Genomic DNA, 21,663 nt, shown 5'->3' with positions numbered 1-21,663 from the left:
GAGGTCGTCCTCCTGAAAGCTGCATGTTTGGCGTCGACAACCAAAACATACGGCGTTTCAGACGGTTACGCTACCTCCGCCGCCTTCTCATGAATTATCCGGGTTAAGTGAACGATCAATCAGTATAGATTTGTCGGACACAACCAGGTTCACGCCTTCGAACTCCCGAACTACTTACACACAACCATGCCTAACACATTTACCACCACGAGGCATCTTCAACTAGCTCACCAGCCAGCAGGACAAACTTAAACTTAAAGCCGAGCTGAGCAAAAGGCTATTTGGTTTCGAAGTAAAAGTTAAGGGAAGGATCGATCATTTACGCCCCCCCATCCTGCCGCTCATCTTCGCCCTTCTTGACGATATGCATGGCATCCTCTGGAAACGGTCTCAAAAGATCGTGCGCCTCACCGGCACTGCCCTCCAACCACTGCTGATAATCATCCGGCTGGAGGATGACCGGCATGCGCTCGGGATGCACTGGCCTCACCAAGTCATTCGCCGTGGTCGTGATCATCGTGTAGGTCTCGCATTCATCTTGGCCGTTGAGGCCGTCATAGCGTGAATGCGTCCATAGGCCAGCGAAAGCGAACGGTGGTCGAGGTTCGTCACCACGTAAGCCAAACCAGAAATAGGTTGCTGGAGATCTGCCCTTTGCCTCGCAGAACGATGACGCAGGTATCAGGCAGCGGCGTGCATGGAAGCTTTCCTTCTAAAGCCCGGATGTTCGCACCTTGTCGTCATGGGCGTTGTTCCATGCGGCAGCCTGGAGGATCTTGCCCGTCTTCTTGCTGATTTTGGTGGTGCGGAAGCCCCAGGACAAGCTAACCAGTTCGCGGCGACCTTGATCATTATGCCTGACAACATGTCCAGGATACTTGGGCCAGATAGCGGTCAGGGGTTAGGCATTGCCGAGATGCACGTCCTCCACTGAGACCTTGAACAGGTTGCGCATGGCGCTCACCGCTGTCGTATTGGAGTAGAGGTTACACATCCGACCACCATCGCTGTAATGTAAGGGCCGTCAAGCGTAGAGCAATGTCCAGTTCGCGGGGCCGCTTTGCCCTTCGACCCAGCTGCGCTGTTAACACCGCGACAGTGAAAAGGGTATCGGGAGGTTGGCGGACACAGGACATCCGCTACGCTTCACACGGATAGCGGTTCTCCGAGATGGAGCGATCATTTGACCACTGCCTCCATAGGCCATTATCCTCGATCGCGCGAGCTACCTGTAAAGCATTTCCGCAAAGTGTCTCACCATCGGATCGGTGCCTTCGTCAATCTCCTTGAGATACGCGATGAAGGCGGCTGGATCGGCGAAGGAAAATATTCGCGCCTTGTAGTCGAGTTCCGTGTTCAGCGTGACCTGCCCCTTTTTTCCGGGCCACTCGTAAGTCGAGCCTGTTCTCCTTTTGTGTGCCATCATTCGGCGGCGTGAGCAATGGGCGCGGGCGCGGAGCCATCAGGTAGCTCAAGCGGCTGCGCCCATTGCGTTTTGTCGAAGGGTCTTGCGGCTGCGAACTCCTCCGGGGTCTGATATTTCAGGCTGCTGTGCGGACGCTCCGTGTTGTAATCGATCCTCCATTCTTCGATGATATCGCGGGCCTCGCCGATGCTGGTGAACCAGTGCTGGTTCAGGCATTCCTCGCGATATCGGCCGTTGAAACTTTCGATGTAGGCGTTCTGGGTCGGCTTGCCGGGGTCGATGAAATACAGCTGGACGCCGTGATCATCGGCCCATCCGTCAAGCGCGCGCCCGCGCAGTTCCGGGCCGTTGTCGACGACCAGGATGTCGGGATATCCCCGCTCACGGGCCACGCGCTCCAACATGTCCACGACCCGCTCGCCCGGCAGCGAGAAGTCCACCTCGATCGCCGGGCACTCCCGGGTGCAGTCGTCCTTGAGATTGGCGGTGCGGAACTTGCGACCGTTGGCCAGCGCGTCGCTGGTGAAATCGAGCGACCATCGCTGGTTGGCAGCGATCGGGCACCAGCTGCCTTTGCGCGCCTCGCGCGGGATCTTCTTGCGCTTCGTGCGGCGCAGCCACAGCCGTTCTTCGCGGTAGATCCGCTCGACGACCTTGACGTTCACCTTGAAACCCTCGCGGACCAGCTTTGCGTGCAACATGCGGTAGCCATACCTCCGGTGCTTGCCTGACAGCGTGATCAGGCGTTCCCTCAACCGTGCGTGGCGGTCTGGCCGAGCCTGATAGGCCAGGCTTGACCGTGAAATCCCGACCAGCCTGCACGCTCGCCGCTCCGTGAACTGATGCTCTTCCACCAGCGTCTTCACGGCATCCCGGCGGCGCGCAGGCGTCAGAAGTTTTTTGCCAGCAGCCCCTTTAGACCGGCGTTATCCAGCATGGCATCGGCCAGGAGACGCTTGAGTTCGGCATTCTCCGCCTCAAGATCCTTCAGACGGCGCAGCTCGGACACCGTCATGCCGCCATACTTGGCCTTCCACTTATACAGCGTAGCATCCGACATGCCGTGCTTGCGGCACAGCTCCGAGACCTTCGCCCCGGCCGCATACTCCTGCAGAATCCCCACGATCTGTTCTTCGGTGAAACGTGATTTGCGCATCGTCTGTTCTCCTTGTCGTTTTGAACGTTACGAGAACAAACTCTACTTTTGAATGGCCCGGTTTTTGGGGGGCAGGTCACATGAACTCCGCGCAGGTGCGACGCAGGAGAGGATGAAGGTTGCAAAGCTACCGAACAAGCAGGGCCTTTGCTCACCAGCGCCCACAAGCATCGTCCCGATAGACCAGAGGTCGACCATGCACTAACGTTCAAAAAATTGAACCGATCGGTGAGGCAGGCCAGATCCATGTGTCACTGCACTGGATCACCAGACACGGTCAAGCAACCCAAGCCAATTCTCACCCATGATCTTGCGGATTTTGGCCTCACTCCAGCCGGCGCGCTCCATGGCAGCGGTGAGGTTTGGAAAATCGGCGATCGATTCTAGCCCGTCGGGAAAGTCGACTTTCCATATCTCAGTCAGTTGGCGTCCGATGCCCTTGTCGCGGTTCAGATACTCGAAGAATCCCTCACTATACCCCATCGTGAAATCGGTGCCAAATCCGACGCAATCCTCGCCGACCAGATTTACGATGTAATCGATCGCCTCGACATAATCATCGACCGACGCATCGTTGCCACGCTTGAGGAAGGGCGGGAACATCGTGACACCGACGAAGCCTTCGTGGTCGGCAATGAACCGCAGTTGATCATCGGACTTGTTGCGAGGATGGGCCTTGAGACCACTGGGCAGGCAGTGACTGTAGGCCACGGGCTTCTTCGAAGCGCGAATAACCTCTTCGGACGTCTTGGGGCCGACATGGCTTAGATCGCAAAGCATGCCGACGCGGTTCATCTCGGCGACGATGTCATGGCCGAAATCCGAAAGCCCGCTATCGGTGCCCTCGTAGCAACCGCTGCCGACGAAGTTCTGGGTGTTGTACGTCATCTGCACTATACCGACGCCCTGCTGCTTGAAGATTTCCACGAACTCCACCCGGTCCTCGAAGGCGGACGTGTTTTGAAAACCAAGAACGATTCCTGTCTTGCCGTCACGTTTGGCGCGCCGAATATCCTCGACCGTGGTGGCCTTGGTGATCAGATCGGCGTGATCGGCGAACATGCGGTTCCACTGGCCGATGGCTAGCATCGTGTCGCGAAAATTCTCCCAGACCGAGCATGTGCAGTTCGCAGCGGTCAAGCCGCCTGCGCGCATGGCCTGAAACACGCTTTCATCCCAATTCGAGATGATGAGACCGTCGAAAACAATCAGATCGTCATGCAGATTTTGGTTTGTCATTTTATGCAGTCCACTCTCTCAGAGGTAAATATTCTTGATGATGGCATCGTGATTGCCCTCCATCGCCTTCACGTCGCCACCATCCACTACCAGCCCGTCGCGCAGCACGATAAAGCGGTCAGCGGCGCGGAAGGCCAGTTTGAGGTTCTGCTCCACCATCAACATCGTCACACCATCGGCTTTAAGAACATCCATCAGCTGTGCGATCTCCTCGCAGAATTCCGGCGAAAGCCCGCCAGACGGCTCGTCCAGCAGCAGTAAGCGCGGGCCAGACATCAGCGCGCGGCCGATGGCGACCATCTGCTGTTCGCCACCCGACAGGGTGCGCGTTGCTTGTCGGCGCCGCTCGGCAAGCCGGGGAAACCGGTCATAGATATGCTCAAGCGTCTGCCCGGCTTGCTTGCCGCCGCGCCGCATGGCGCCAAGGCGCAGGTTGTCAGCGACAGTCAGATCTGGAAACAAATCCCGCTTCTGGCTGACCTGCGCGACACCGTGCTGGAATATCTGGTGGGGAGCGAGGCCGGAAAGTTCCTCACCGCTTAGCAAGATCGACCCAGAACCGGGCCGCACGAAGCCGCAGATCGCATTGAGAGAAGTGGATTTCCCCGAACCGTTGGCGCCCAGAAGTGTCAGGCATTCGCCTGGCTGCACGTCGAAGGCGGCACCGCGTAGAATGGGTTTCTTTCCGTAAGCGACATGCAAGTCGCGAATGATCATCAATGGGTCAAGCATGTCCAAGATAGGCCTCCAGAACGGCGCGGTCCTCGCGGATTTCCTGCGGTGTGCCCTCGGCGATGCGTTGTCCTGCCGCCATAACGAGTATGCGGTCAGCGCCAGCCATCACCAGCTCCACCGCATGTTCGATCAATAGGACACCCACACCCTTTTCGCCGGCCATGCGATGTATGATTTCCATCATCTGATCTCGCGCTAGCGGAGAGAGTCCGACGGCAGGCTCGTCGAGCAATAGGATCGGCGGATCCGACGCAACGGTGCGGACGATTTCGACTATCCGCTGTTGCCCGCCCGAGAGGTCTGCGGCGCGCATGTCGGCCATCTTCTCCATCTGCATCAGCGACAGCAGCTGGCGGGCACGATCTATCATCTCGCGCTCGGATTCCAACGCTCGGCGGCGCCCCAGCAGAACGTCCAGAAAATTGCCCCCCGTCTGGGCGTGCAGCCCTGTTAGCACGTTCTCCAGCACGGTCAGCGCCGGGAAGAGGCCGCCGTTTTGAAAGGTGCGCCGGATTCCGTGTTGCGCAATCGCATGCGGCGACGCACCTGCGACATCGCGCCCCTTCAGCCGGACCTGTCCGGACGAGGGCCGCACGTAGCCGGAAATGGCGTTGAACAGCGTCGTCTTTCCCGCGCCATTGGGTCCTATCACCGCTAGGATCTGGCCCGCTGTCAGATTGAGGGATACATCCTTGAGGGCATCCAGACCAGCGAAGCGCACGCCAAGTCCCTCGACTTCGAGCAAGTTATTCATGCCGTCACTCCCTGTAATACCGCTCGACGAAGATCGGCGAGACGCGCCGCAGCAGACTGGCCAGCCCCTGCGGCAGCACTAGAAGCACGGCGATTACGATCAGGCCGAAGAACAGCTCTTCCATCCCCGGAAAACTGCGCAGATATTCGGGCAGGACGGTCAGTGCCGCCGCCCCCAAAACAGCACCCAGAACGGAGCCAAGGCCGCCCACCAGCACCATGGCGAAGCTGACGATCAGATGCAGCATGCCAAAGCTCTCGGGGAAGACGTAGGATGTGTGCAGTGCGAAAAGCGATCCCGCGCAGCCCACGACGAAACCGGACCAGATGAAACCAGTGACGATGATGCGCGAGGTCGGGATGCCCAGCGATGCGGTAGCCACCTCGTTCTCGCGGACCGCCATGATCGACCGCCCCACATGCGAGCGCAGCAGATTGAGCGTCGCCTTGAACAACAGCACCGTGACGACGAGAAAGACGTAGAACTTCACCCTGTCGTCGGTCAGCGAGTAGCCCAGCACTGTTTCGCGCGGCAGGCTCAGCCCATCGGTGCCGCCGGTCAGGGGCTTGGCGTGAACATAAAGCCAGCGCATCAATTCGCCGAAGGCCAGCGTGATGATCGCCAGATAGTAGAACCGGATTCCGCGCAGCGCAGCGCCCGAGGCCAGGAAGCCGCCGATGGCCCCCGCCACGCCAGAAAGCGGGATCGTGACCAGCCACGGCAGCCCCATTGACGTGGTCGCGATTGCCGACGCATAGGCCCCGATGCCGAAGAACGCCGTGTTGGCGAAGGCAAGCTGGCCCAGATTGCCGATCACGAAGTTGAAGCCAAGCGTGATTAGAGCGTAGATCAGGACGCTATTGACTATGAACTGCACGTATGGATTGACCAGAAACGGCACCGCAAGAAGCGCCACTGGCACCAGCCAGAAAAGCACTGTGCGCAAGCGAAGTTGTGATTTGGTTGGCATCATCGGGTTACACCTTCACCACGGACTTGCGTCCGAAAAGGCCGTGCGGGCGCACCAGCAAGACGATGACGATGACCAGATACGCGGTGATGTCGATCAGCGCCGTGTTGATGTAAGCGCCGGCATATTGCTCGGTCACGCCAAGTAGCAGCGCGCCGATCACCGCACCATGCAGCGAGCCAAAGCCGCCCAGCGTCATGGCGGCAAAACCCTTGATTAAAAAGCTGGCCCCTATATCTGGATGCAGTAGCGACACAGGCGCGATCAGGATGCCGCCCACGGCCCCCAGCGCGGCTCCGACACCCCATGTCATGTCGTTGAACCGGTCCACGTTGATCCCAATCAACTGGGCACCGCGCTGCGACTGGTAGACTGCCTGAACCATCTTTCCAATATCGGTCAGCGCCAAAACCGCGAAGAAGGCGATCAGCAGAACGGCGGTGGTGCCTATGATGAAGATCGCATCCCCTGTGATGATGAGATTGCCCAAAAAGATGGGCGGCATATCGAAGACGCTCGGCATCGGCAGCACCTCGCGCCCCCAGACGATGCGGGCTATTCCACGCATGACGAACCCCACGGCAATGCACATCAACGCGAAGCCGATATGCGGCCCACCCCGGATCGGTCTGATCAACCCACGACTGAAGCACAACCCCAGAACGAACAGGGCCAAAACGGCAAGCACCGCTGCGGGCAGAAAGGCGATACCCAGCATCACGGTCAGGACATAGGACACGAACGCCCCCGCCATCACGAAATCGCCATGCCCGAAATTGACGATGGTGGTCGAGCGGTAGACCACCGTCAGAGAGAGGGCGACCAGCGCATAGATCGCGCCCTGCGAAAGCCCGCTGATCGAAAGTTGTAGAAACATGCGCTGTCCTTTCTAGTCAGAGCGCCGGAGGGCAATGCCTGCTCTCCGGCGCGGTATACTGGATCAGAAGCGTTCGCCCCATGAGCGCAGGACAGTCGGCTGGCCATCCACGAAACCGGCAACCGCAGAGCCTTTAACTCCCTGATGATCGTCTGCCGTGAAGGTAATCGGATGCGACAGGATCCCGGTGTCCAAATTGTCGATCTTCTCGAGCTCCGCGATGAACTTGGACCGGGTCAGATCCGGGCCGGCATTCTTCAGAGCCTCGACCACGGCGACCGCAGAGCCGAGTGAGGCAAAGCTGAAAGTGCTAAGCTGTTCATCAGGGTAGTATTTGGTGATCATGTCGCCCCAGGGCTTCAGGCCTGCGCCGTCAAGGCTGTCGATATAGGAATGGATCACGAAGTAGTTCTTAACCGTTTCGAAATCGCCAACCCGCTTGAGCGTGTTTTCCAGATCGGTGCCTGCCGTGCCCATGACCGGAATGTCGCTCATCCCATATTTCTTGAGATCGCGCAGAAAGATGGCCGTCTCCGCTTCATAGAGTGCGGCGATGATGAAATCCGGCTTGGCTTCGCGAAGCTTCAGTATCTGGGCCGTCGCGTCGGTCTGGCCACGCTCCATGGTCTGGTCCGCAACCGGCTCGACCCCCTGTTCCTTCAGGTATGCACGGGCCGGATCAGAATAGCTGTGCGCCCAGTCGTTCGAATGCTCTATGATTGCCACGCGCTCGGTATCGGGTCGCGATAGGACGAACTCGGCCATGGCGCGGCCATTGGCCGATCCAGTCGGCAGGCCGTGAAAGATGTTCGGTGCCAGCGGATCCGATATGGAGTCGCTCGCCGCGTGCGCGATAACCCACGGCAGCCCCGCCTCTTCGACAACGGGGCGAATGGCCAGTGCGACCCCGCTGCACGAATTGCCGTGCAGCATAAACACCTCGTCCTGCGAAATCAGCTTCTTGACCGCAGCCAGACCCTTGGCCGGATCGCAGGCCGTATCCTCCTGAACAGCGACCAGCTTGCGGCCGTTGACGCCACCCTCGTCGTTAATCTTTTCGTAATAGGCCATCATCCCGATCTCGGCCTTACTGTAGGACGCCGCATTGCCCGAGAAGGGTCCCATGACGCCAATCTTGATCGTGTCGTCTGTCAAGCCCGTCGTCTCCTCGGCCGTGGCGGGAAGGGCTATCAGTAAAAGGCCCGCGAAAATTTTCATCGTTCGTTTCATGTTGGTCTCCCAGTGTTGGTTTCTTTGGTTAACGCCCGATCTGTCTCAACGTCGGGCTTTTTAAGATACAAGCACACCAGTCTGTTTGTATCCATTCGGATCAAGCGATCATCTTCTCTTCGCTCGCACCTTCTCCTTCAAAATGTCGCTCAGGGTGGCCATCATCCCTGCCTGATAGGCCCTGTCAGGGCGCAGGACCGCTTGCACGGCCATCCCCCGAAACATGTTCATGGCAAGGTTGAATATCGCCGAGGGGTCCGCATCGCTGCCCTCGCAAGGCTCGAACGTGCGCCGCCAGATCGCCTCAAAATTGATATGCAAATCCAGGATGAGGGGCGTCAACCGCTTCTGCAACTCCTTGTCGCCCCGTGCGGCGACGATCATCTCAAGTGACGAATAAAACCAATTCCCATGCAGCATCTGGTTCCAGATTTCTGACAGAAATTGATCTAGAGTGAGGTCCCCGTCGCAGAGGCGTTTTGCAAGAAGTTCGATGTCGTTCAGGAACCCGTTGAACATGTCCTCAGTCGCCGCAACGATCAGGTCGATCTTGCCGGGGTATTGATGACTCTGCGCACCCCGCGATAGGCCCGCACGCTTGGCGATGCTGCTTGTCGTGGTGTTGGCATATCCAACGTCCATAAGTGACGCAACGGTCGCCTTGTGCAGCGCATCACGCGTCCGCGCGCTTCGCTCATCCTGAGTTAGCTTGGGATTTCTGACCGGAGGTATCATACAGACCAGTCTGCTTGTAAACTATAATATGTCAACCTAGAAATTCACCCATAACCGAAACCGTTGATCGACTTGCGCGGTTCCTTGTGAAACGCTGAGGACAAGCTAGTGGGGAACGACCACATTATCAAAACACCCTTTGGCCCGACGGCCTTGCGGCATCACCAAAGCTTCGCTTTCATCAGTCGCTTCGGACGCCTGTTCCTTACGATCAGCTTTACTGCAGGACAACCGCACTCACCTTCCTGTGCGAAGGCCGGAAGCCGGTATGTCGCTCGACCTGGTCTAGCGTATGATCAACGGCGCAAGCCCACTTGCTCTTCACCGCGAATGGCGAGGCCTTTCGACCGCCGAATTGGCGTGACAGTCTGGCGTCAACCGCGTTCGGCTTTTGGATATCGAGGCCAGGCGCAGAAACGGCTCGATAGCCACGATGAAGAAGCTGGCCGAGGCACTTGATATTTCGGTAGACGACGTCGTTTAATCACGATCCAACTTACCAAACCCAGTAAATATTTTTTCACATAGCGAAAAGCAACACTTGCGACTGGGCGCAACCTGCTGCAGGCTATGGCCACGACTTTAAGGACTTTAGTCCTTTCCCATACCTAGCCCCGGTTGCGCACGGTAGTGCTCCGGGGCTTTTTTCTTGTTTCAAAGCTTAGGCTAGAACCTCAGAGCACCTGCATCTGCCGCGCCACCATATATGGATCAAGATAGCTGACGGTCGGTCGCCAGAACTTTTTTTATCTCCCGGGCGATCACAGACACATCACCGATAACATTGATCGGGCCATGGTATGAACTCGCACTCTCTGGCGTGCTGGGCCATGGTTGACCGGCGGGATTGATGATCATCGTCCAGCCTCCGGCGTCGTGGATCTCCTGCAAGCCCCGAGTGCCGTCGTCGAGGGACCCTGACAGCACCACTCCGATGGTCCGATGGCCTCCGATCGTGGCGACCGACTGGAACAACAAATCGATCGTCCGATTCCCGTAAAATCGTCTCGGATCTTCGGTCAGGCCGCCGATGCTACTCGATAAAAGAATTAAGTGATTTGAGGGTTCGCCAATGTAGACACAACCAGGTCGCAACTGCTGTCCCTGACCGGCGATATGCACCGGCATGTGTGACGAAAGTTGAAGGACTTGCCGCAGGTAAGATATCCCGGTCCAAGGCCTATGCAAAACAATCATCACGATGGCATTCAGGTTTTGCCATTCTGCCAGCAGTCCGCGAAGATCATTGAGGCCCGCGGCCCCAGATGCTCCGATTGCAATAACCCAGGGAGGCGGTTGGTCTGTCATAAGGCAGGTATGCCTTGCCCGGATATCTTTGATAAGGGGCAAAAGTTGCACTTGCGAAAAAGGGAAAACTGTTGCACCCTCATTACACCCCACCTTCGGAAAGCCCCGGTTGCGCTTTTTAGCGCTCCGGGTCTTTTTATTCGCTTGGCGAGTTCGCCTCATCGATTCCTGGCGCATTGCCGGGCCACAATTGAAAGAGCCGGAGGACTGTTGACGCTGGATACACGAGATAACGGCTTTATTGGGTAAAAGTTTTCAGGCAAAGCGAATGAAGAAAAAATAAAGGAATTCCCGCTCGACTTCGTTCTCGGCACTCAAAACCTCTCACTGAGTTTGTTTTTGTGCAAATGAGGGTTGTCAGGACACAAAGGGCCTTGCGGCAGTGTAAAAGCAAAATCGCAGCAAAGACGCTCAGCTTTCCCGAGCAGATCTCTGCGCCCTCTTGAAGAAATGCCGCGTAGCCTGCTCACGCGCGTCCTTGTCGGTCATGACGATGTTTCGCATCTCGTTGTCGTTCTGGAACATCTTGACCATGCCTTGGAAGAACGCTTGCGAGAAGGCGTTGTAGACAACGTCGGCTGGGTTGTTACGGACCATTTCGGTCATGTCCTCGTCCATGATCTCTCGCGTCACGCGCTCGAAGCGGAGGAAATCCTCGCGCGAGAAGCTCGTCCCGTGCCGCTCGTTGAAGGAGTCGATGATCTCTGAGAGTGATCGCTCCTCCTCCTCGGTATAGGCGTTCGCGCCGAACTCGGTGATCGGGGCCAGCGTCGCGGTTTCACCAGCCGCGAGAGATGCGCTGCCCTCCTCACCCTTCTGGAGCTTGAAGGCCGACAGGGTCAGCATGTCGTCGGTGATGGCGATGTCGGCGGGCACGTCGCGTGACGGCAGCAGTCGCGAGAGCCAGGCCGAATAGGCGTAGAGCTTCTCCAACCAGGCGTCGTTGAGCGATACCACCTGCGCTACGAACGCGTAGAAGCGCAGAAAGCTCTTCAGGAGCTGCCGGAACTCCTCCTGCTGCGCCTCGTCTTCATCAAGCTTGAAGCGCTCTACAGCGAGGCGCACAGTGCCCTCGAGCGCCAGCCGGTCTTGCGTCGTCAATTCACCCTGGAAGAACTGATCCGCGAAGCGCTCCACCTCGTCCTGGTGGAGATAGGTGGCGTTCGTGATGCGCTGCTCCAGATCGTAGATCTGGTTGAGGTCGGTGCGCTCCTCCAGAGCTGTCGTCTCGAAGAACGGGGCAAACGCCTCCCGGATGTCCTCCATCGTGTTTTGGAAGTCGAGCACATAGGTGGGCTTGTCTTTCCCATAGCTGCGATTCAGCCGGGCAAGTGTCTGCACGGCCCGCAGCCCTGCGAGCTTCTTGTCGACATACATCGCCACCAGCTTGGGCTGGTCAAAGCCGGTCTGATACTTCTCGGCCACAACGAGGACCTGGTATTCGCCTGTATCGAACTTCTTAGGCAGTTCGGTCTCAGCAAAGCCGTTCGCCGTCGCCTCGGTCCAGACATTGCCATCGATCGTCAGATCCCCGGAGAAGGCCACCAAAGCCTTGAGGCCTGTATAGCCTTTGTCTTCGATGTAGCGGGTCAGTTGCTGCCAATAGCGCAGGGCGTGTTCGCGGCTCTGGGTGACGATCATCGCCTTCGCCTGTCCGGCGAGCTGCTTTGCAACATGGCGGCGGAAATGCTCGACGATCACCTCGACCTTCTGATCGATGGCTGTTGGGTGCAACGAGGCGTAGCGCGCGACCCGGGACTGCGCCTTGCGGCCATTGAAGGCAGGATCGTCCTCGATCGTCTTCTCAAGCTGGTAATACGCCTTATAGGTCATGTAATTCTTGAGGACATCGACGATGAACTCTTCCTCGATTGCCTGACGCATCGAGTAGAGGTGGAATGGGTGCGGCTTGCCGTCCGTGCCGATGCGGCCGAAGCGCTCCAGCGTCACGTTGCGCGGTGTAGCGGTGAAGGCCAAGAACGAGATATTCTTCTGCGGCCCCCGCGCCTTCTGGAAGGCCAGCACAATGTCCTCAATATCGTCGGAGCTGGTAGGGTCACGCGTTAGCGCGTCGCTCATTGCTTGCGCAGCCTTGCCGGACTGGGAGGAGTGTGCTTCGTCGATGATCACAGCGAAGTTCCGGCCGGACTGGCCAGAGATCGTCGCCAGGTGCTCTGTGCCGAACTTCTGGATCGTCGTGATGATGATGCGCGCGCCCTTCAGGATCGCGTCCTTGAGATCGCGCGATGTTCCGTCGATCTTCTTCACCACGCCCTCGGTCTGGGCGAAGCCGCCGATGGTGTTCTGCAACTGCCGGTCCAACACCAAGCGGTCGGTCACGATGATCGCGGTGTCGAAGAGCGGCTGGTCGGCCTCATCATGTAGATTGATGATCTGATGCGCTGTCCAGGCGATGGTGTTGGACTTGCCCGACCCGGCGCTGTGCTGAATGAGGTAATTCTGCCCGGCGCCCTGTATCCGTGCATCGGCTAGGACTTTCCTCACCGCATCAAGCTGCTGGAAGCGAGGGAAGATCAGCACCTCTTTGCCCTCAGAGCGTTCGAGGTGAATGAACCGCCCGATCAGGTCGAGCAGCACCTCGCGCGAGAAGACAGCGCGACCCTCGGGCAGGTCCTTGTAGAGGTAGGCGACGCGGTTCTCGCCCGGCAAATCGGGGTTGCCAGCTCCGCCATCACGGCCGCGGTTGAAGGGCAGGAACCGGGTCTTGCCGTTCATCAGCCGTGTGGTCATCGACACGTTGTCCTGGTCGACAGCGAAATGCACGGTCGCGCCGCGCTTGAAGGTCAAGAGCGGCTCACCCCCCGGAGAGCGGTCCTGCCGATATTGTTTCTCGGCGTGGCGCACGTTCTGCCCAGTCAGCAGGTTCTTCACCTCCAGCGTAGTGACGGGAATGCCGTTGACGAAGGTCACGATGTCGATCGATTTCTTCGGGCCCTTTGCGCTGTAATGCACCTGGCGCATCACCGACAGGATGTTCGCCTCATAGAGCCGCGTAAGATCCGGGTTCAGGTTCGAGGCGGGCTTGAAGAAGCACAGAGCGAAGCGGATGTTGGGCACCAGCTTGATGCCCTCGCGCAGCACCACGTGGGTTGGGTTGTCCTTCAGCGCCTTGTCGAGCCGCTTGAGCACCTCCGCCTCGGCCTGGGCGCTGTAATGGTCCTCGAGGGTCCGCCACGCCTCGGGCTGCGTGGTCCTGAGGAAGTGGAACAGCAGTTCGGTGTCGAGCGCGTGGGCCACGTCATAATGCGCCGCACAGTCGCGCTCGACATATCCCTGGTCAACAGCCAGGCAGGCAACGATATGAGCTTCGAACACCTTCTCCTGATGAATGTCCGCGGTGGTGTGGGTGTCGGTCATGACACCGCTTTCCGTTCGGATGCGTCGGCAACAGCGCGGAGGTGATCGAAGAGGGCAAACATCGCATCACGGAAGAAGCGCAATTCCGTGCCAATGAATGCTGGCGCGCGTTCACCGATGCCACCATACCGAAGATCTTCGGAATTCGGGTCGATTGCATTGAGTTCTTGAATGCGCCTCAGCGCCCAGGGGTCGACACCCGAGACCATGTTCGCGAGTTTGTGCAGACTGTGTTCGTTCCCCGCCGGTTCGCCCGACTGGGCAAGAACGATCCGTTTCAGCATGACTTCGACCGCGTGCCGCGTCAGGTAAATGATCGGGAACTGCGCTACAAAGTCTTCCAGATCGTTCTTTAGAACCCGCTCGATCAGCACATCCGCGCATCGGAAATAGTTCTCGGCGATCTGCCCAAGGTTTTTTTCTTCAAGCATGTCCATGTCACCAAATGCGAAAGCCTTCGGTTCGCTCCACTCGTCGAACCGTTCGAACTCGATTTCAGTTTCCCAGAACAGCTGATGTTTTTGCACGTCTCTCGGTTTCACGCGCCCATCTCCTCTTGAATGGCGTCGAGGCGGCGGTCGGAGGTGCCGGATTTGGTGTAGGTCTGCACGTCGACCTGACCCGTGACAGCGGCGGTGATCAGGGCGGAGCGGTATTCTTTGAGGCGGTCGATGGAGGCGTTGATCGTTTTGGTGAGTTTGTCGATGCGGGACAGAGACCGATCTATCCTGCCAACGATCTGTTTTTGCGAATCTAACGGCGGCAAAGGTATTTGGATATTCGCTATACGGATCAGTCCGAGATCGTTGTTCGTCGCGCCGCGTGTAGCGAGTTGGGACTGCTCATAGCAGGGCACGCTATTCAAAGCGTATGCCAGAAACTGCGGGTTGCATATGCGTTTTCTCAGTTTCAGAAGCGCGACATGAACCCAAATATGGAAGTCGAAGTCGAGATCGACTGCACGAGCGACGCCTGTCGTTCCACCCTTGGTATAGAGAACATCACCGACTTGCGGCTTGGACTTCCTAGTGAGTTCTTTGAACAACTCACTAGAGATATACTTAGCGTCGTCCAGCGACCAACGATCAACCTTGATGTTTCGTGCAGATATAAAGGGAATACCATCATCCACATAATCAGGCGAAATATGGGGACCATCAGAGATTTTCGTCGTTACGTGTTTCACCCGAGCAAGCGCCCAGTCCGACGGTAGTTCAGGAAACCATTTTGAATGCCTTGGTGCGCGATGTGCCGTCCCTTCTCCGCCCATGATCAATGTGGTGATGGTTGCGCCACGCTCTTCACCCAGCAACGCCACCAACCGCTGCTTTTTCTCGATCAGCAGGTCTATTCTTGCGGTCTCACGGTCCAGAAAATCGGCAATCAGGCGTTGGATCGCGAGCTCGGGAACGCGCAACCGAATATTCTTCATGTCGGCATAGCGGGTCGTCCAGAGGTCCGCGACGATGCCGTGTCCCCAGCGATAGAATTCTTCTTGGAACGCAGGAGAGCGCAGTAGGTGATGCGCGAAGCGCGGATCGATATTGCGCGGTTCAAGAACGATGCTGATCAGAGAGACTGACCCTTCGCGGTCGGAAATGCCGCCCGAACCTTTGCGGTCAGAGCGGCTGTTGATGACATAATCACCGACACGGACAATCTTGCGGTTATCACCATCATCGGTTTTCGCGGCAGTTTCGATTTGCGGGACGATACCGCCCATCGTAACCGAGAGCGGCAGAAAATCTCTGTCGCTGCCCTTCTCTTTTCTCTCCCTGAAGAGTTGACCGAGGCGATAGAGCTTCCAGTATGGAGGGCTAGCGAGGGTCATAATGTCGGTCACTCAATCACCTCCTTCAGTAGTTCTGCGGCCCCACGAACATGCCAGTATCTATCCCGCGTCATGCTGTGTCCCTCCATACCGGCAGCTCCCTCCAGCCTTCAGGGAAGCCCATGCTAAGCGGATCGGCAAGGGGGCAGCCGTCGATAAGAGCGACGACACGTCGTGTCCACCCACTCCCCGGCGCGATGATCATGAGCAGGTGATCGAGCATGACCAGGGTGTTGTGCAGATATCGCGCATCAGCATTGCGCATGGCCACGGTCAGCCTCGCCGGATAGGTCGGAACCATCATCCTGACCGTGAACCGCTTGTTCCACAGTCGCCCGTGATGCGCGCAGATATTGCGAACATGACTCATGTGGTGCGCGAATGAGGTGAGGATCTTCTCATCTAGGCCAAATGGCTTTGCGATGGCCTTTCGCTCGGCCCGGCGATTCAGATCTCCGAAGAACTTGGACAACAGCCCGAAGGACATGACCTCCGCCGCCATCCAGATCGGTGGCAATTCGGGGCTGGTGTATTTCTCGCGGTAATGGACGGCAAAGGTGTCGCGTGACCGGTCGAACTCCTTGGTCAACTCCGCCACGGTTTTAGCATGTCGTTCTATATGCGCGTAGTGCTGCTGCTCCAGATAGCCGTGGGGGCCATGCGTCATCGCCATGTAATGCGCCCAATGCGCGCGCAACGCGATCTCGACCCGCTCGATCGCATCGAGAACCAGCAGCCGTAATTCGCGGTCGAAGATGTAGAGAGACAGCACATCTTCAAACCGGGTGACGTTGCGAAACGCGTGATCGCCGTCCACCTCGGGGGGCACTTCGAACGGAAGCCAGTAGGCGCGGAGCCGGTAGTAGGAGATGAACTGCATGTAATGGCGGGCGGCAGCCTCGTCCTCGATAATCATGCCGCGCGTCCTGAGAAGCGCGATTTGATCCGGGAGCGAGGTGGCAGGCTTGGAGAACTTCATGCAGCGTCACCTTGCTGCGAAAATGAGGCTCCAGAAACAAGTAACCCGCCTGGGTGCGCAGTGCAGAGCCGAGGCTCTGCCCGAGGCGTGGCGGGTCTTGTTATGTCAATAGATAGGATATGATCCTTGCTAAAGCAATAACAAACCGAACAGGCGAGCACAGAAATCACTCAACCACCTCCTGCAACAGCCCTGCGATCTCGGCCTCAAGCGCCTTCAACTCGGCGTCGATCTCCTCGAGCGGGCGGGGTGGGACGTATTTGTAGAAGTAGCGGTTGAAGTTGATCTCGTATCCCACGCGACCCACTCCGCCATCCCGCGCGTCGGTATGGCTCTCGTCCACCCAAGCATCGGGGACGAAGGGCAGAACCTCGCGTTTCACGTAAGTTTTCCAGTCCTCGGTCAGCGGCACCAGTTCGTGATCGCGCAGATCGGTGTCGGGCTCGGGATTGCCCTTGGCATCAGTGCAGATCTCCGCCGCCTCGTCGCGCTCCGACAGGGCAGCCAGAATGGCCTTGCGCACCGGCGCGCCGATCTTGACGCCAGAGGCCCTGAGCGAGTCGCTGAGTGCGGTATCGAAGGCGCTGCGGCTAACCCACCGCTCACCCGCCAGATGCTGCTCCAGCGACTCCACAATGGCGCTCTGCGTCGCCTCGTCGAGCCTGGCAAAGGGCTTGGCCTCGCGCAGCGCCTCCAGCCCCTCGGGCGTTACCGCGAAGGCCAGTTTCAGCGGACGCTCGACCCGGATCTCACGATAGCCGAAATCGGTCGTGGCGAAAATCTTGGACACGTCGCCCCAGTCGCCATCGCCGTTCAGCATCTCTGCATAAAGCTGCGCTATCAGATCGCAGGCCTTTGGCGTGATTTCCCGGCGCTTTGAGCCAAGCGACTTGCGCATGGACTTCCAGAACCGCTCGCCACTGGCGTCGATCAGCTGCACCTTGCCGCGACGGGCCTTGTCCTTGCGGTTCGTGAGCAGCCAGACATAGGTCTGAATGCCGGTGTTGTAGAAGAGGTCCGTGGGCAGTGCGATGATCGCCTCGACCCAGTCGTTCTCCAGCATCCAACGCCGGATCTCGCTCTCGCCGGATCCGGCCCCGCCGGTGAAGAGGGGCGATCCGTTCATGACGATACCGATGCGCGAGCCCTGCTCGTCGTGGCGCATCTTGGAGATCATGTGCTGCAGGAACAAGAGCTGCCCGTCCGAGATGCGCGGCAGTCCGGCCCCGAAGCGCCCGGACATTCCTTGCTCGGCGGCCTCGTCCTTGATCGGGTCCGCGTATTTCTTCCAGTCGACGCCATAGGGCGGATTGGAGAGCATGTAGTGGAACCGCCGATCGTCATGCGCGTCCTGGGTCAGCGTGTTGCCATAGGCGATGTTCTCAGGATTATGACCCGTCACAAGCATGTCGGATTTGCAGATTGCGAAAGATTCCGGATTGAGTTCCTGACCGAAGAGTTCAACGCGAATGCGATCATTCAGCGCCTTCATCTCCATCTCGGCGATGGAAAGCATGCCACCAGTGCCGGCGGCTGGATCATAAACCTGGCGAATGACACCCGAGCCAGTGAGCGCATCGCGATCATTGATCAGCAAAAGCGACACAATGAGCCGGATCACCTCGCGCGGGGTGTAATGCTCCCCCGCTGTCTCGTTCGAGATTTCCGAGAAGCGCCGGATCAGGTCCTCGAAGAGATAGCCCATCTCCAGGTTAGAGACGGTATCGGGATGCAGATCGATCTGCGTGAAGCGGTCGAAGACCTGATAGAGCAGCCCGGCATCATTCAATCGCTTGAGCTGATCTGTGAAGAGGAACTTGTCGAGGAACACGTCACGGACGTTGCTCGAGAACTTGGTGATGTATTCCACCAGATTGCGATGGATGTCCTTGGGGTCCTGGCCCTTGAGGGCGGCGAAGGAGAACCGCGACTCGTTGTAGAGCTGAATGTTCTCGCCCACGACACCGGACAAGAGCGCATCACGTGCCTCCTCATCCATGTCCTTGGAGAGGGAGGCTGCCATGTCGAGGACGGCGGGCTTGGTCGCCTCCAAGATGCAGTCCAAGCGCCGCAGAACCACGAAGGGCAGCACCACCTTGCCATATTCTGACTGCTTGAAATCGCCCCGTAGGAGCTCGGCGATCGACCAGACGAAACTCCCGAGGCTCTTGATGTCGCTGCTACTCATTATTGTCCCTGACTTTTTCTCGCTTAGGATGTGCGGTGAGTCACGAGACTGCAAGCGCTGATGGGGTGGGCCTGGTGGCTTTTCTCCAGAAGCATTGCTTGCCACCGCCTTCATTCATGCCGAGCGCAGCCCGCTCGAGCGTTCGACGCCAGACAGCCGCCCACTCACGGTAGCGAAGGCGCGTCTACGGACGAAGACGCCGGCGCAGTGTGTCTTACCTTCCCCGGTCAGTCTGATTTGCATTCAGTCACGGGAAACGTGTAACCGATGGCAGGAAATGCCTCGGTCATTGCGTAGCCGTCTTCATGGTCCTCAAAGATCGCTGAAGTCTGCCGTGTCGTGATCCTCATAGGAGGGCCACCGTCCTTTTGCCAGGTGATGGAAAAGATCTTTGTGAATACGGACGCGCCGCCATCCCTGTTCGTGGCAAGATCCGCAGACATGCATTCGCTTGTCAGACCGCTCCTGATGCATTTCAAAACTTCGGGCTCACGATGCGGCCAGTTGGACACGAAGATCAATCGGTCGTCCTCGAGGGTGACGCGGCCACCACCGTTGACTTCGTCATAGGGGACCTGACACCGCCATGTTTCGGCAAATGCCGGGCCAGCGAGCAGGACAAGAACTGCGAGGAGCGTTATCGACTTCACGATGGATCTCCTTGATCAGACGAACACGCGGCCGGGGTCGCAGGGACAGGATGCGCGGTGAGTTTCAGGAGTGCAAGCGCTGACGGGGGGGGGTAGCTGACTCTCTTTAGATGCGCCCTAAATATTTCGGTTTGCGTTTCCTCCCAGGTGAGACGCGCTTGGTCATCTGATTTCAGGAAGACGTGTCTCTCGTGAACATTGTGCTTTGAGATGCGCATCCGGAGACAGCGTAAGATCAGAGAAATGTGCATGCGATAAGGCCCTTGACGGAGCATCTCGGATGCTGACTAACAGTCAGATCTGTGAGGGTGAAGAAACCACGCCGAAGGCACCCTTAATGTTAGAATCGCCAGCAGACAACAACCGAGGGTGATATGTCTCTGCCAACATCAGCCAAGCTTGAATCGCTCGATCCGACCAGGCCTCTTCGCGAACTGACATTCATGGAATCCCCGGTGGCCTCCAAACAGGCGCGATTTCAAAATCGCCGGATGCTCATTCCTGAGATTGATCTGAAGAACTATCGCTTCAAGGCGGTCATTGACTACATTGTAGTCCGGGTATTCACCCACAAAACCCAGCATCAATGGATACAGAAAGAACTTCGCACAGTTCTGAAGCGGGACAGTTGGATTTCACCCAGCAACCCTGGTGCCGGCGAGGTAGCTGAGGAATTCGACATAAAGATCCAGGAACCCAGCTCAACGACACTTGTGGCCGCAGCTATCGAGGCTGTTGGCAAGCGGCGAGGAGAGCGCAGAGCACCACAACTTCGCGAAATAGAATTCAGCTTGGACGCCTACAGTCGCAACGCCGCAGATGACGAGCGGGAAAAAATGGTGGGCCTCCTGCAAAGGACATATTTTGCAGATACAACACGCTGGCAGAACGACAGGGATATGCCCCGGTCGACCGCCGCCAAGGCAGATCATTCTGATTCCAAGACGGAAACGAGCTATTTAGCGCCTGAGATGGGAGCAGCGCGTGATGCGTCGTTGACGGTGCGCCCCGAGCCGGATGAGTTTCGCAGCCCGTTCCTAAACGGCACAATGTATCTGGGTGAGAAAGAATCAAGCGGCATGATCCGCATCCAGAACAAGGTGAGGGATCAGCAATACCCTGAAAGAGGCACGTTCAGCTCGCTGGCTGCAGATAAGGCGAGAGCACGCGTCGAGGTCACGCTCAAATCCAGTGACCTGGAACATCTCGGGCTTCACGAATTGCGCGATCTAGACGGGTTCAACTACGCAAAGCTCCAAAGAAAATACTTCCAGTTCATGCTGCCAACGTTTGCTGGCGACAACCCGGAGAAGAGCTCAGTCTTGAACACCGTTATCAGCCTAGACCAAAAAAGTCGCGCCACCATTTTTCTCAAGTCTGGCTTGCTGGCGTTACTAAGACGAGATGAGGTCTGGGAGCACCATAAGGCTTTGGAGCGTCCGCAGATGAAGAAGGTGCTTCGCCTTCATGGTCGGCCTATGACTCGAAACAGAGCTGGGAGCGGATCGCGCTCCACCATGATTTCCTTTGACCTCCTGAACAAACAGGTTGCGAGGGCATTTCGTCACCTTGGTGAGAGGGAACGGAGAGCTTGGGGAAAAAGGTGAGGAAGGACCCCTCACCCTGTGAAGTTGTATGGTCTTGGTATGAGTGGGAAGCACGAACATGAGTATGCAGTTACTTACAAGTAAGAAGGCCGCGTTTGAGCGAGGATGGCTAGCCGCCCTGAGAATATTGGCGCTCTTCCGACAGATTCTGATCAACCTGCCTTCCCAAAAGTAGAAAAAACTTGTCATTTGAGGCCGGGACGTCGGTTCAGAAATCTGTCGCGGCGGACACCAGAACCGCGGTGCTTCATGGTGGTTACCGCAGCGAAAGTCGAAGGTGCGCGGCGTCGCGCTGAACGCAGAAGAGGCCCGTGATGGCCGCTGAGTGCGCGTGTCGGCCCTTTACTGCCCCACGGTAGCCCTCGCGAGCATGTTGGCGCTCAGTGACTATCGTCGCTCTGACCCACACCGGGCATCGTTTCAGGGATACGTTCAGGTCGTGAAAGAGTGTTATGCACGCAAGCGCCTGGTAGCCGCACAGATAGGCGCAGCATGGGAGCTTTCATCCCCCGGAAGCGGCGGCGCCAAGACGCATCCCCATCGATCGCTCTGGTAATCTCTAGGACTTCGAGTCAATGCCGGGACCCGGCGATAGGTCTT

19 protein-coding genes are annotated in these 21,663 nt (G+C 57.8%); 2 read left to right on the top strand and 17 right to left on the bottom strand.

Annotation, left to right across the window (positions count from 1 at the left end):
* Positions 1–319 precede the first annotated feature (319 nt).
* A complete protein-coding gene (locus V8352_RS19085; protein WP_336425880.1) occupies positions 320–682 on the bottom strand; it encodes an SOS response-associated peptidase family protein in 363 nt (120 codons plus the stop codon).
* Positions 683–697: 15 nt separating this feature from the next.
* Between V8352_RS19085 and V8352_RS19080 the strand changes: the two genes are divergently transcribed.
* The gene (locus V8352_RS19080; RefSeq protein ID WP_336425879.1) at positions 698–934 is read left to right on the top strand and encodes a hypothetical protein; all 237 of its coding nucleotides are present in this window, start codon (positions 698–700) and stop codon (positions 932–934) included.
* Positions 935–1,225: 291 nt separating this feature from the next.
* On the opposite strand, the gene V8352_RS19075 is transcribed toward V8352_RS19080, so the two are convergent.
* The 16 genes from V8352_RS19075 to V8352_RS19000 form a co-directional block, all read right to left on the bottom strand.
* A complete protein-coding gene (locus tag V8352_RS19075; RefSeq protein ID WP_336425878.1) occupies positions 1,226–1,426 on the bottom strand; it encodes a hypothetical protein in 201 nt (66 codons plus the stop codon).
* A protein-coding gene (locus tag V8352_RS19070; protein WP_336425877.1) for an IS3 family transposase occupies positions 1,423–2,582 on the bottom strand; the annotation gives its coding sequence in 2 pieces (ribosomal slippage) (positions 1,423–2,330 and positions 2,330–2,582; 1,161 coding nt in all). The genes V8352_RS19075 and V8352_RS19070 overlap by 4 nt, the downstream gene beginning before the upstream one ends.
* Positions 2,583–2,846: 264 nt before the next feature.
* Positions 2,847–3,821, bottom strand: coding sequence for a dipeptidase (locus tag V8352_RS19065; RefSeq protein WP_336425876.1), 975 nt, complete (start codon positions 3,819–3,821; stop codon positions 2,847–2,849).
* An 18-nt stretch (positions 3,822–3,839) separates the two neighbouring features.
* Positions 3,840–4,538, bottom strand: a complete 699-nt coding sequence (locus V8352_RS19060) for an ABC transporter ATP-binding protein (protein WP_336425875.1) — start codon at positions 4,536–4,538, stop codon at positions 3,840–3,842.
* 7 nt (positions 4,539–4,545) lie between these two features.
* Complete coding sequence (locus V8352_RS19055) at positions 4,546–5,310, bottom strand: ABC transporter ATP-binding protein (RefSeq protein WP_336425874.1); 765 nt, start codon at positions 5,308–5,310, stop codon at positions 4,546–4,548.
* 4 nt (positions 5,311–5,314) lie between these two features.
* Positions 5,315–6,283, bottom strand: coding sequence for a branched-chain amino acid ABC transporter permease (locus V8352_RS19050; RefSeq protein WP_336425873.1), 969 nt, complete (start codon positions 6,281–6,283; stop codon positions 5,315–5,317).
* Between the two features lie 4 nt (positions 6,284–6,287).
* Positions 6,288–7,157 (bottom strand): branched-chain amino acid ABC transporter permease, encoded by an 870-nt coding sequence (locus V8352_RS19045; RefSeq protein WP_336425872.1) that lies wholly within the window; start codon positions 7,155–7,157, stop codon positions 6,288–6,290.
* A 63-nt stretch (positions 7,158–7,220) separates the two neighbouring features.
* Positions 7,221–8,375: an ABC transporter substrate-binding protein gene (locus tag V8352_RS19040; RefSeq protein WP_336425871.1), complete on the bottom strand. Its 1,155-nt coding sequence runs from the start codon at positions 8,373–8,375 to the stop codon at positions 7,221–7,223.
* A gap of 120 nt (positions 8,376–8,495) precedes the next feature.
* Positions 8,496–9,122 (bottom strand): TetR/AcrR family transcriptional regulator, encoded by a 627-nt coding sequence (locus tag V8352_RS19035; RefSeq protein ID WP_336425870.1) that lies wholly within the window; start codon positions 9,120–9,122, stop codon positions 8,496–8,498.
* A gap of 711 nt (positions 9,123–9,833) precedes the next feature.
* The gene (locus V8352_RS19030) at positions 9,834–10,430 is read right to left on the bottom strand and encodes a chemotaxis protein CheB (RefSeq protein WP_336425869.1); all 597 of its coding nucleotides are present in this window, start codon (positions 10,428–10,430) and stop codon (positions 9,834–9,836) included.
* A 411-nt stretch (positions 10,431–10,841) separates the two neighbouring features.
* Positions 10,842–13,808 (bottom strand): type I restriction endonuclease subunit R, encoded by a 2,967-nt coding sequence (locus V8352_RS19025; RefSeq protein WP_336425868.1) that lies wholly within the window; start codon positions 13,806–13,808, stop codon positions 10,842–10,844.
* Positions 13,805–14,350 carry a hypothetical protein gene (locus V8352_RS19020; RefSeq protein ID WP_336425867.1) on the bottom strand — a complete coding sequence of 182 codons (546 nt, stop codon included), beginning with the start codon at positions 14,348–14,350 and terminating at the stop codon, positions 13,805–13,807. The genes V8352_RS19025 and V8352_RS19020 overlap by 4 nt, the downstream gene beginning before the upstream one ends.
* On the bottom strand, positions 14,347–15,651 hold the full coding sequence (locus V8352_RS19015; protein WP_336425866.1) for a restriction endonuclease subunit S: 1,305 nt from the start codon (positions 15,649–15,651) through the stop codon (positions 14,347–14,349). Before V8352_RS19015 ends, V8352_RS19020 begins: the two co-directional genes overlap by 4 nt.
* 58 nt (positions 15,652–15,709) lie before the next feature.
* Entirely contained in the window at positions 15,710–16,618 is a 909-nt protein-coding gene (locus tag V8352_RS19010; protein WP_336425865.1) for an Abi family protein, read from the bottom strand.
* 166 nt (positions 16,619–16,784) lie between these two features.
* Positions 16,785–18,806, bottom strand: a complete 2,022-nt coding sequence (locus V8352_RS19005; protein WP_336425864.1) for a type I restriction-modification system subunit M — start codon at positions 18,804–18,806, stop codon at positions 16,785–16,787.
* A gap of 227 nt (positions 18,807–19,033) precedes the next feature.
* Complete coding sequence (locus V8352_RS19000) at positions 19,034–19,456, bottom strand: hypothetical protein (protein ID WP_336425863.1); 423 nt, start codon at positions 19,454–19,456, stop codon at positions 19,034–19,036.
* A 443-nt stretch (positions 19,457–19,899) separates the two neighbouring features.
* Here V8352_RS19000 and V8352_RS18995 point away from each other — a divergent pair, with 443 nt between their 5' ends.
* A complete protein-coding gene (locus V8352_RS18995) occupies positions 19,900–21,063 on the top strand; it encodes a hypothetical protein (protein ID WP_336425862.1) in 1,164 nt (387 codons plus the stop codon).
* The last annotated feature ends 600 nt before the right edge of the window (positions 21,064–21,663 follow it).

This window comes from Roseovarius sp. D0-M9 (assembly GCF_037083805.1).
In the GTDB taxonomy this organism is placed as follows: domain Bacteria; phylum Pseudomonadota; class Alphaproteobacteria; order Rhodobacterales; family Rhodobacteraceae; genus Roseovarius.
Note: the sequence above shows the minus strand (reverse complement) of the source record. Positions and strands in the feature narration are given on the sequence as shown.

Coding starts and splice junctions, on each gene's coding strand:
- V8352_RS19080 (WP_336425879.1), top strand. CDS start 698: ATGGAAGCTTTCCTTCTAAAGCCCGGATGTTCGCACCTTGTCGTCATG.
- V8352_RS19075 (WP_336425878.1), bottom strand. CDS start 1,426: ATGATGGCACACAAAAGGAGAACAGGCTCGACTTACGAGTGGCCCGGA.
- V8352_RS19065 (WP_336425876.1), bottom strand. CDS start 3,821: ATGACAAACCAAAATCTGCATGACGATCTGATTGTTTTCGACGGTCTC.
- V8352_RS19060 (WP_336425875.1), bottom strand. CDS start 4,538: ATGATCATTCGCGACTTGCATGTCGCTTACGGAAAGAAACCCATTCTA.
- V8352_RS19055 (WP_336425874.1), bottom strand. CDS start 5,310: ATGAATAACTTGCTCGAAGTCGAGGGACTTGGCGTGCGCTTCGCTGGT.
- V8352_RS19050 (WP_336425873.1), bottom strand. CDS start 6,283: ATGATGCCAACCAAATCACAACTTCGCTTGCGCACAGTGCTTTTCTGG.
- V8352_RS19045 (WP_336425872.1), bottom strand. CDS start 7,157: ATGTTTCTACAACTTTCGATCAGCGGGCTTTCGCAGGGCGCGATCTAT.
- V8352_RS19040 (WP_336425871.1), bottom strand. CDS start 8,375: ATGAAAATTTTCGCGGGCCTTTTACTGATAGCCCTTCCCGCCACGGCC.
- V8352_RS19035 (WP_336425870.1), bottom strand. CDS start 9,122: ATGATACCTCCGGTCAGAAATCCCAAGCTAACTCAGGATGAGCGAAGC.
- V8352_RS19030 (WP_336425869.1), bottom strand. CDS start 10,430: ATGACAGACCAACCGCCTCCCTGGGTTATTGCAATCGGAGCATCTGGG.
- V8352_RS19025 (WP_336425868.1), bottom strand. CDS start 13,808: ATGACCGACACCCACACCACCGCGGACATTCATCAGGAGAAGGTGTTC.
- V8352_RS19010 (WP_336425865.1), bottom strand. CDS start 16,618: ATGAAGTTCTCCAAGCCTGCCACCTCGCTCCCGGATCAAATCGCGCTT.
- V8352_RS19005 (WP_336425864.1), bottom strand. CDS start 18,806: ATGAGTAGCAGCGACATCAAGAGCCTCGGGAGTTTCGTCTGGTCGATC.
- V8352_RS18995 (WP_336425862.1), top strand. CDS start 19,900: ATGGAATCCCCGGTGGCCTCCAAACAGGCGCGATTTCAAAATCGCCGG.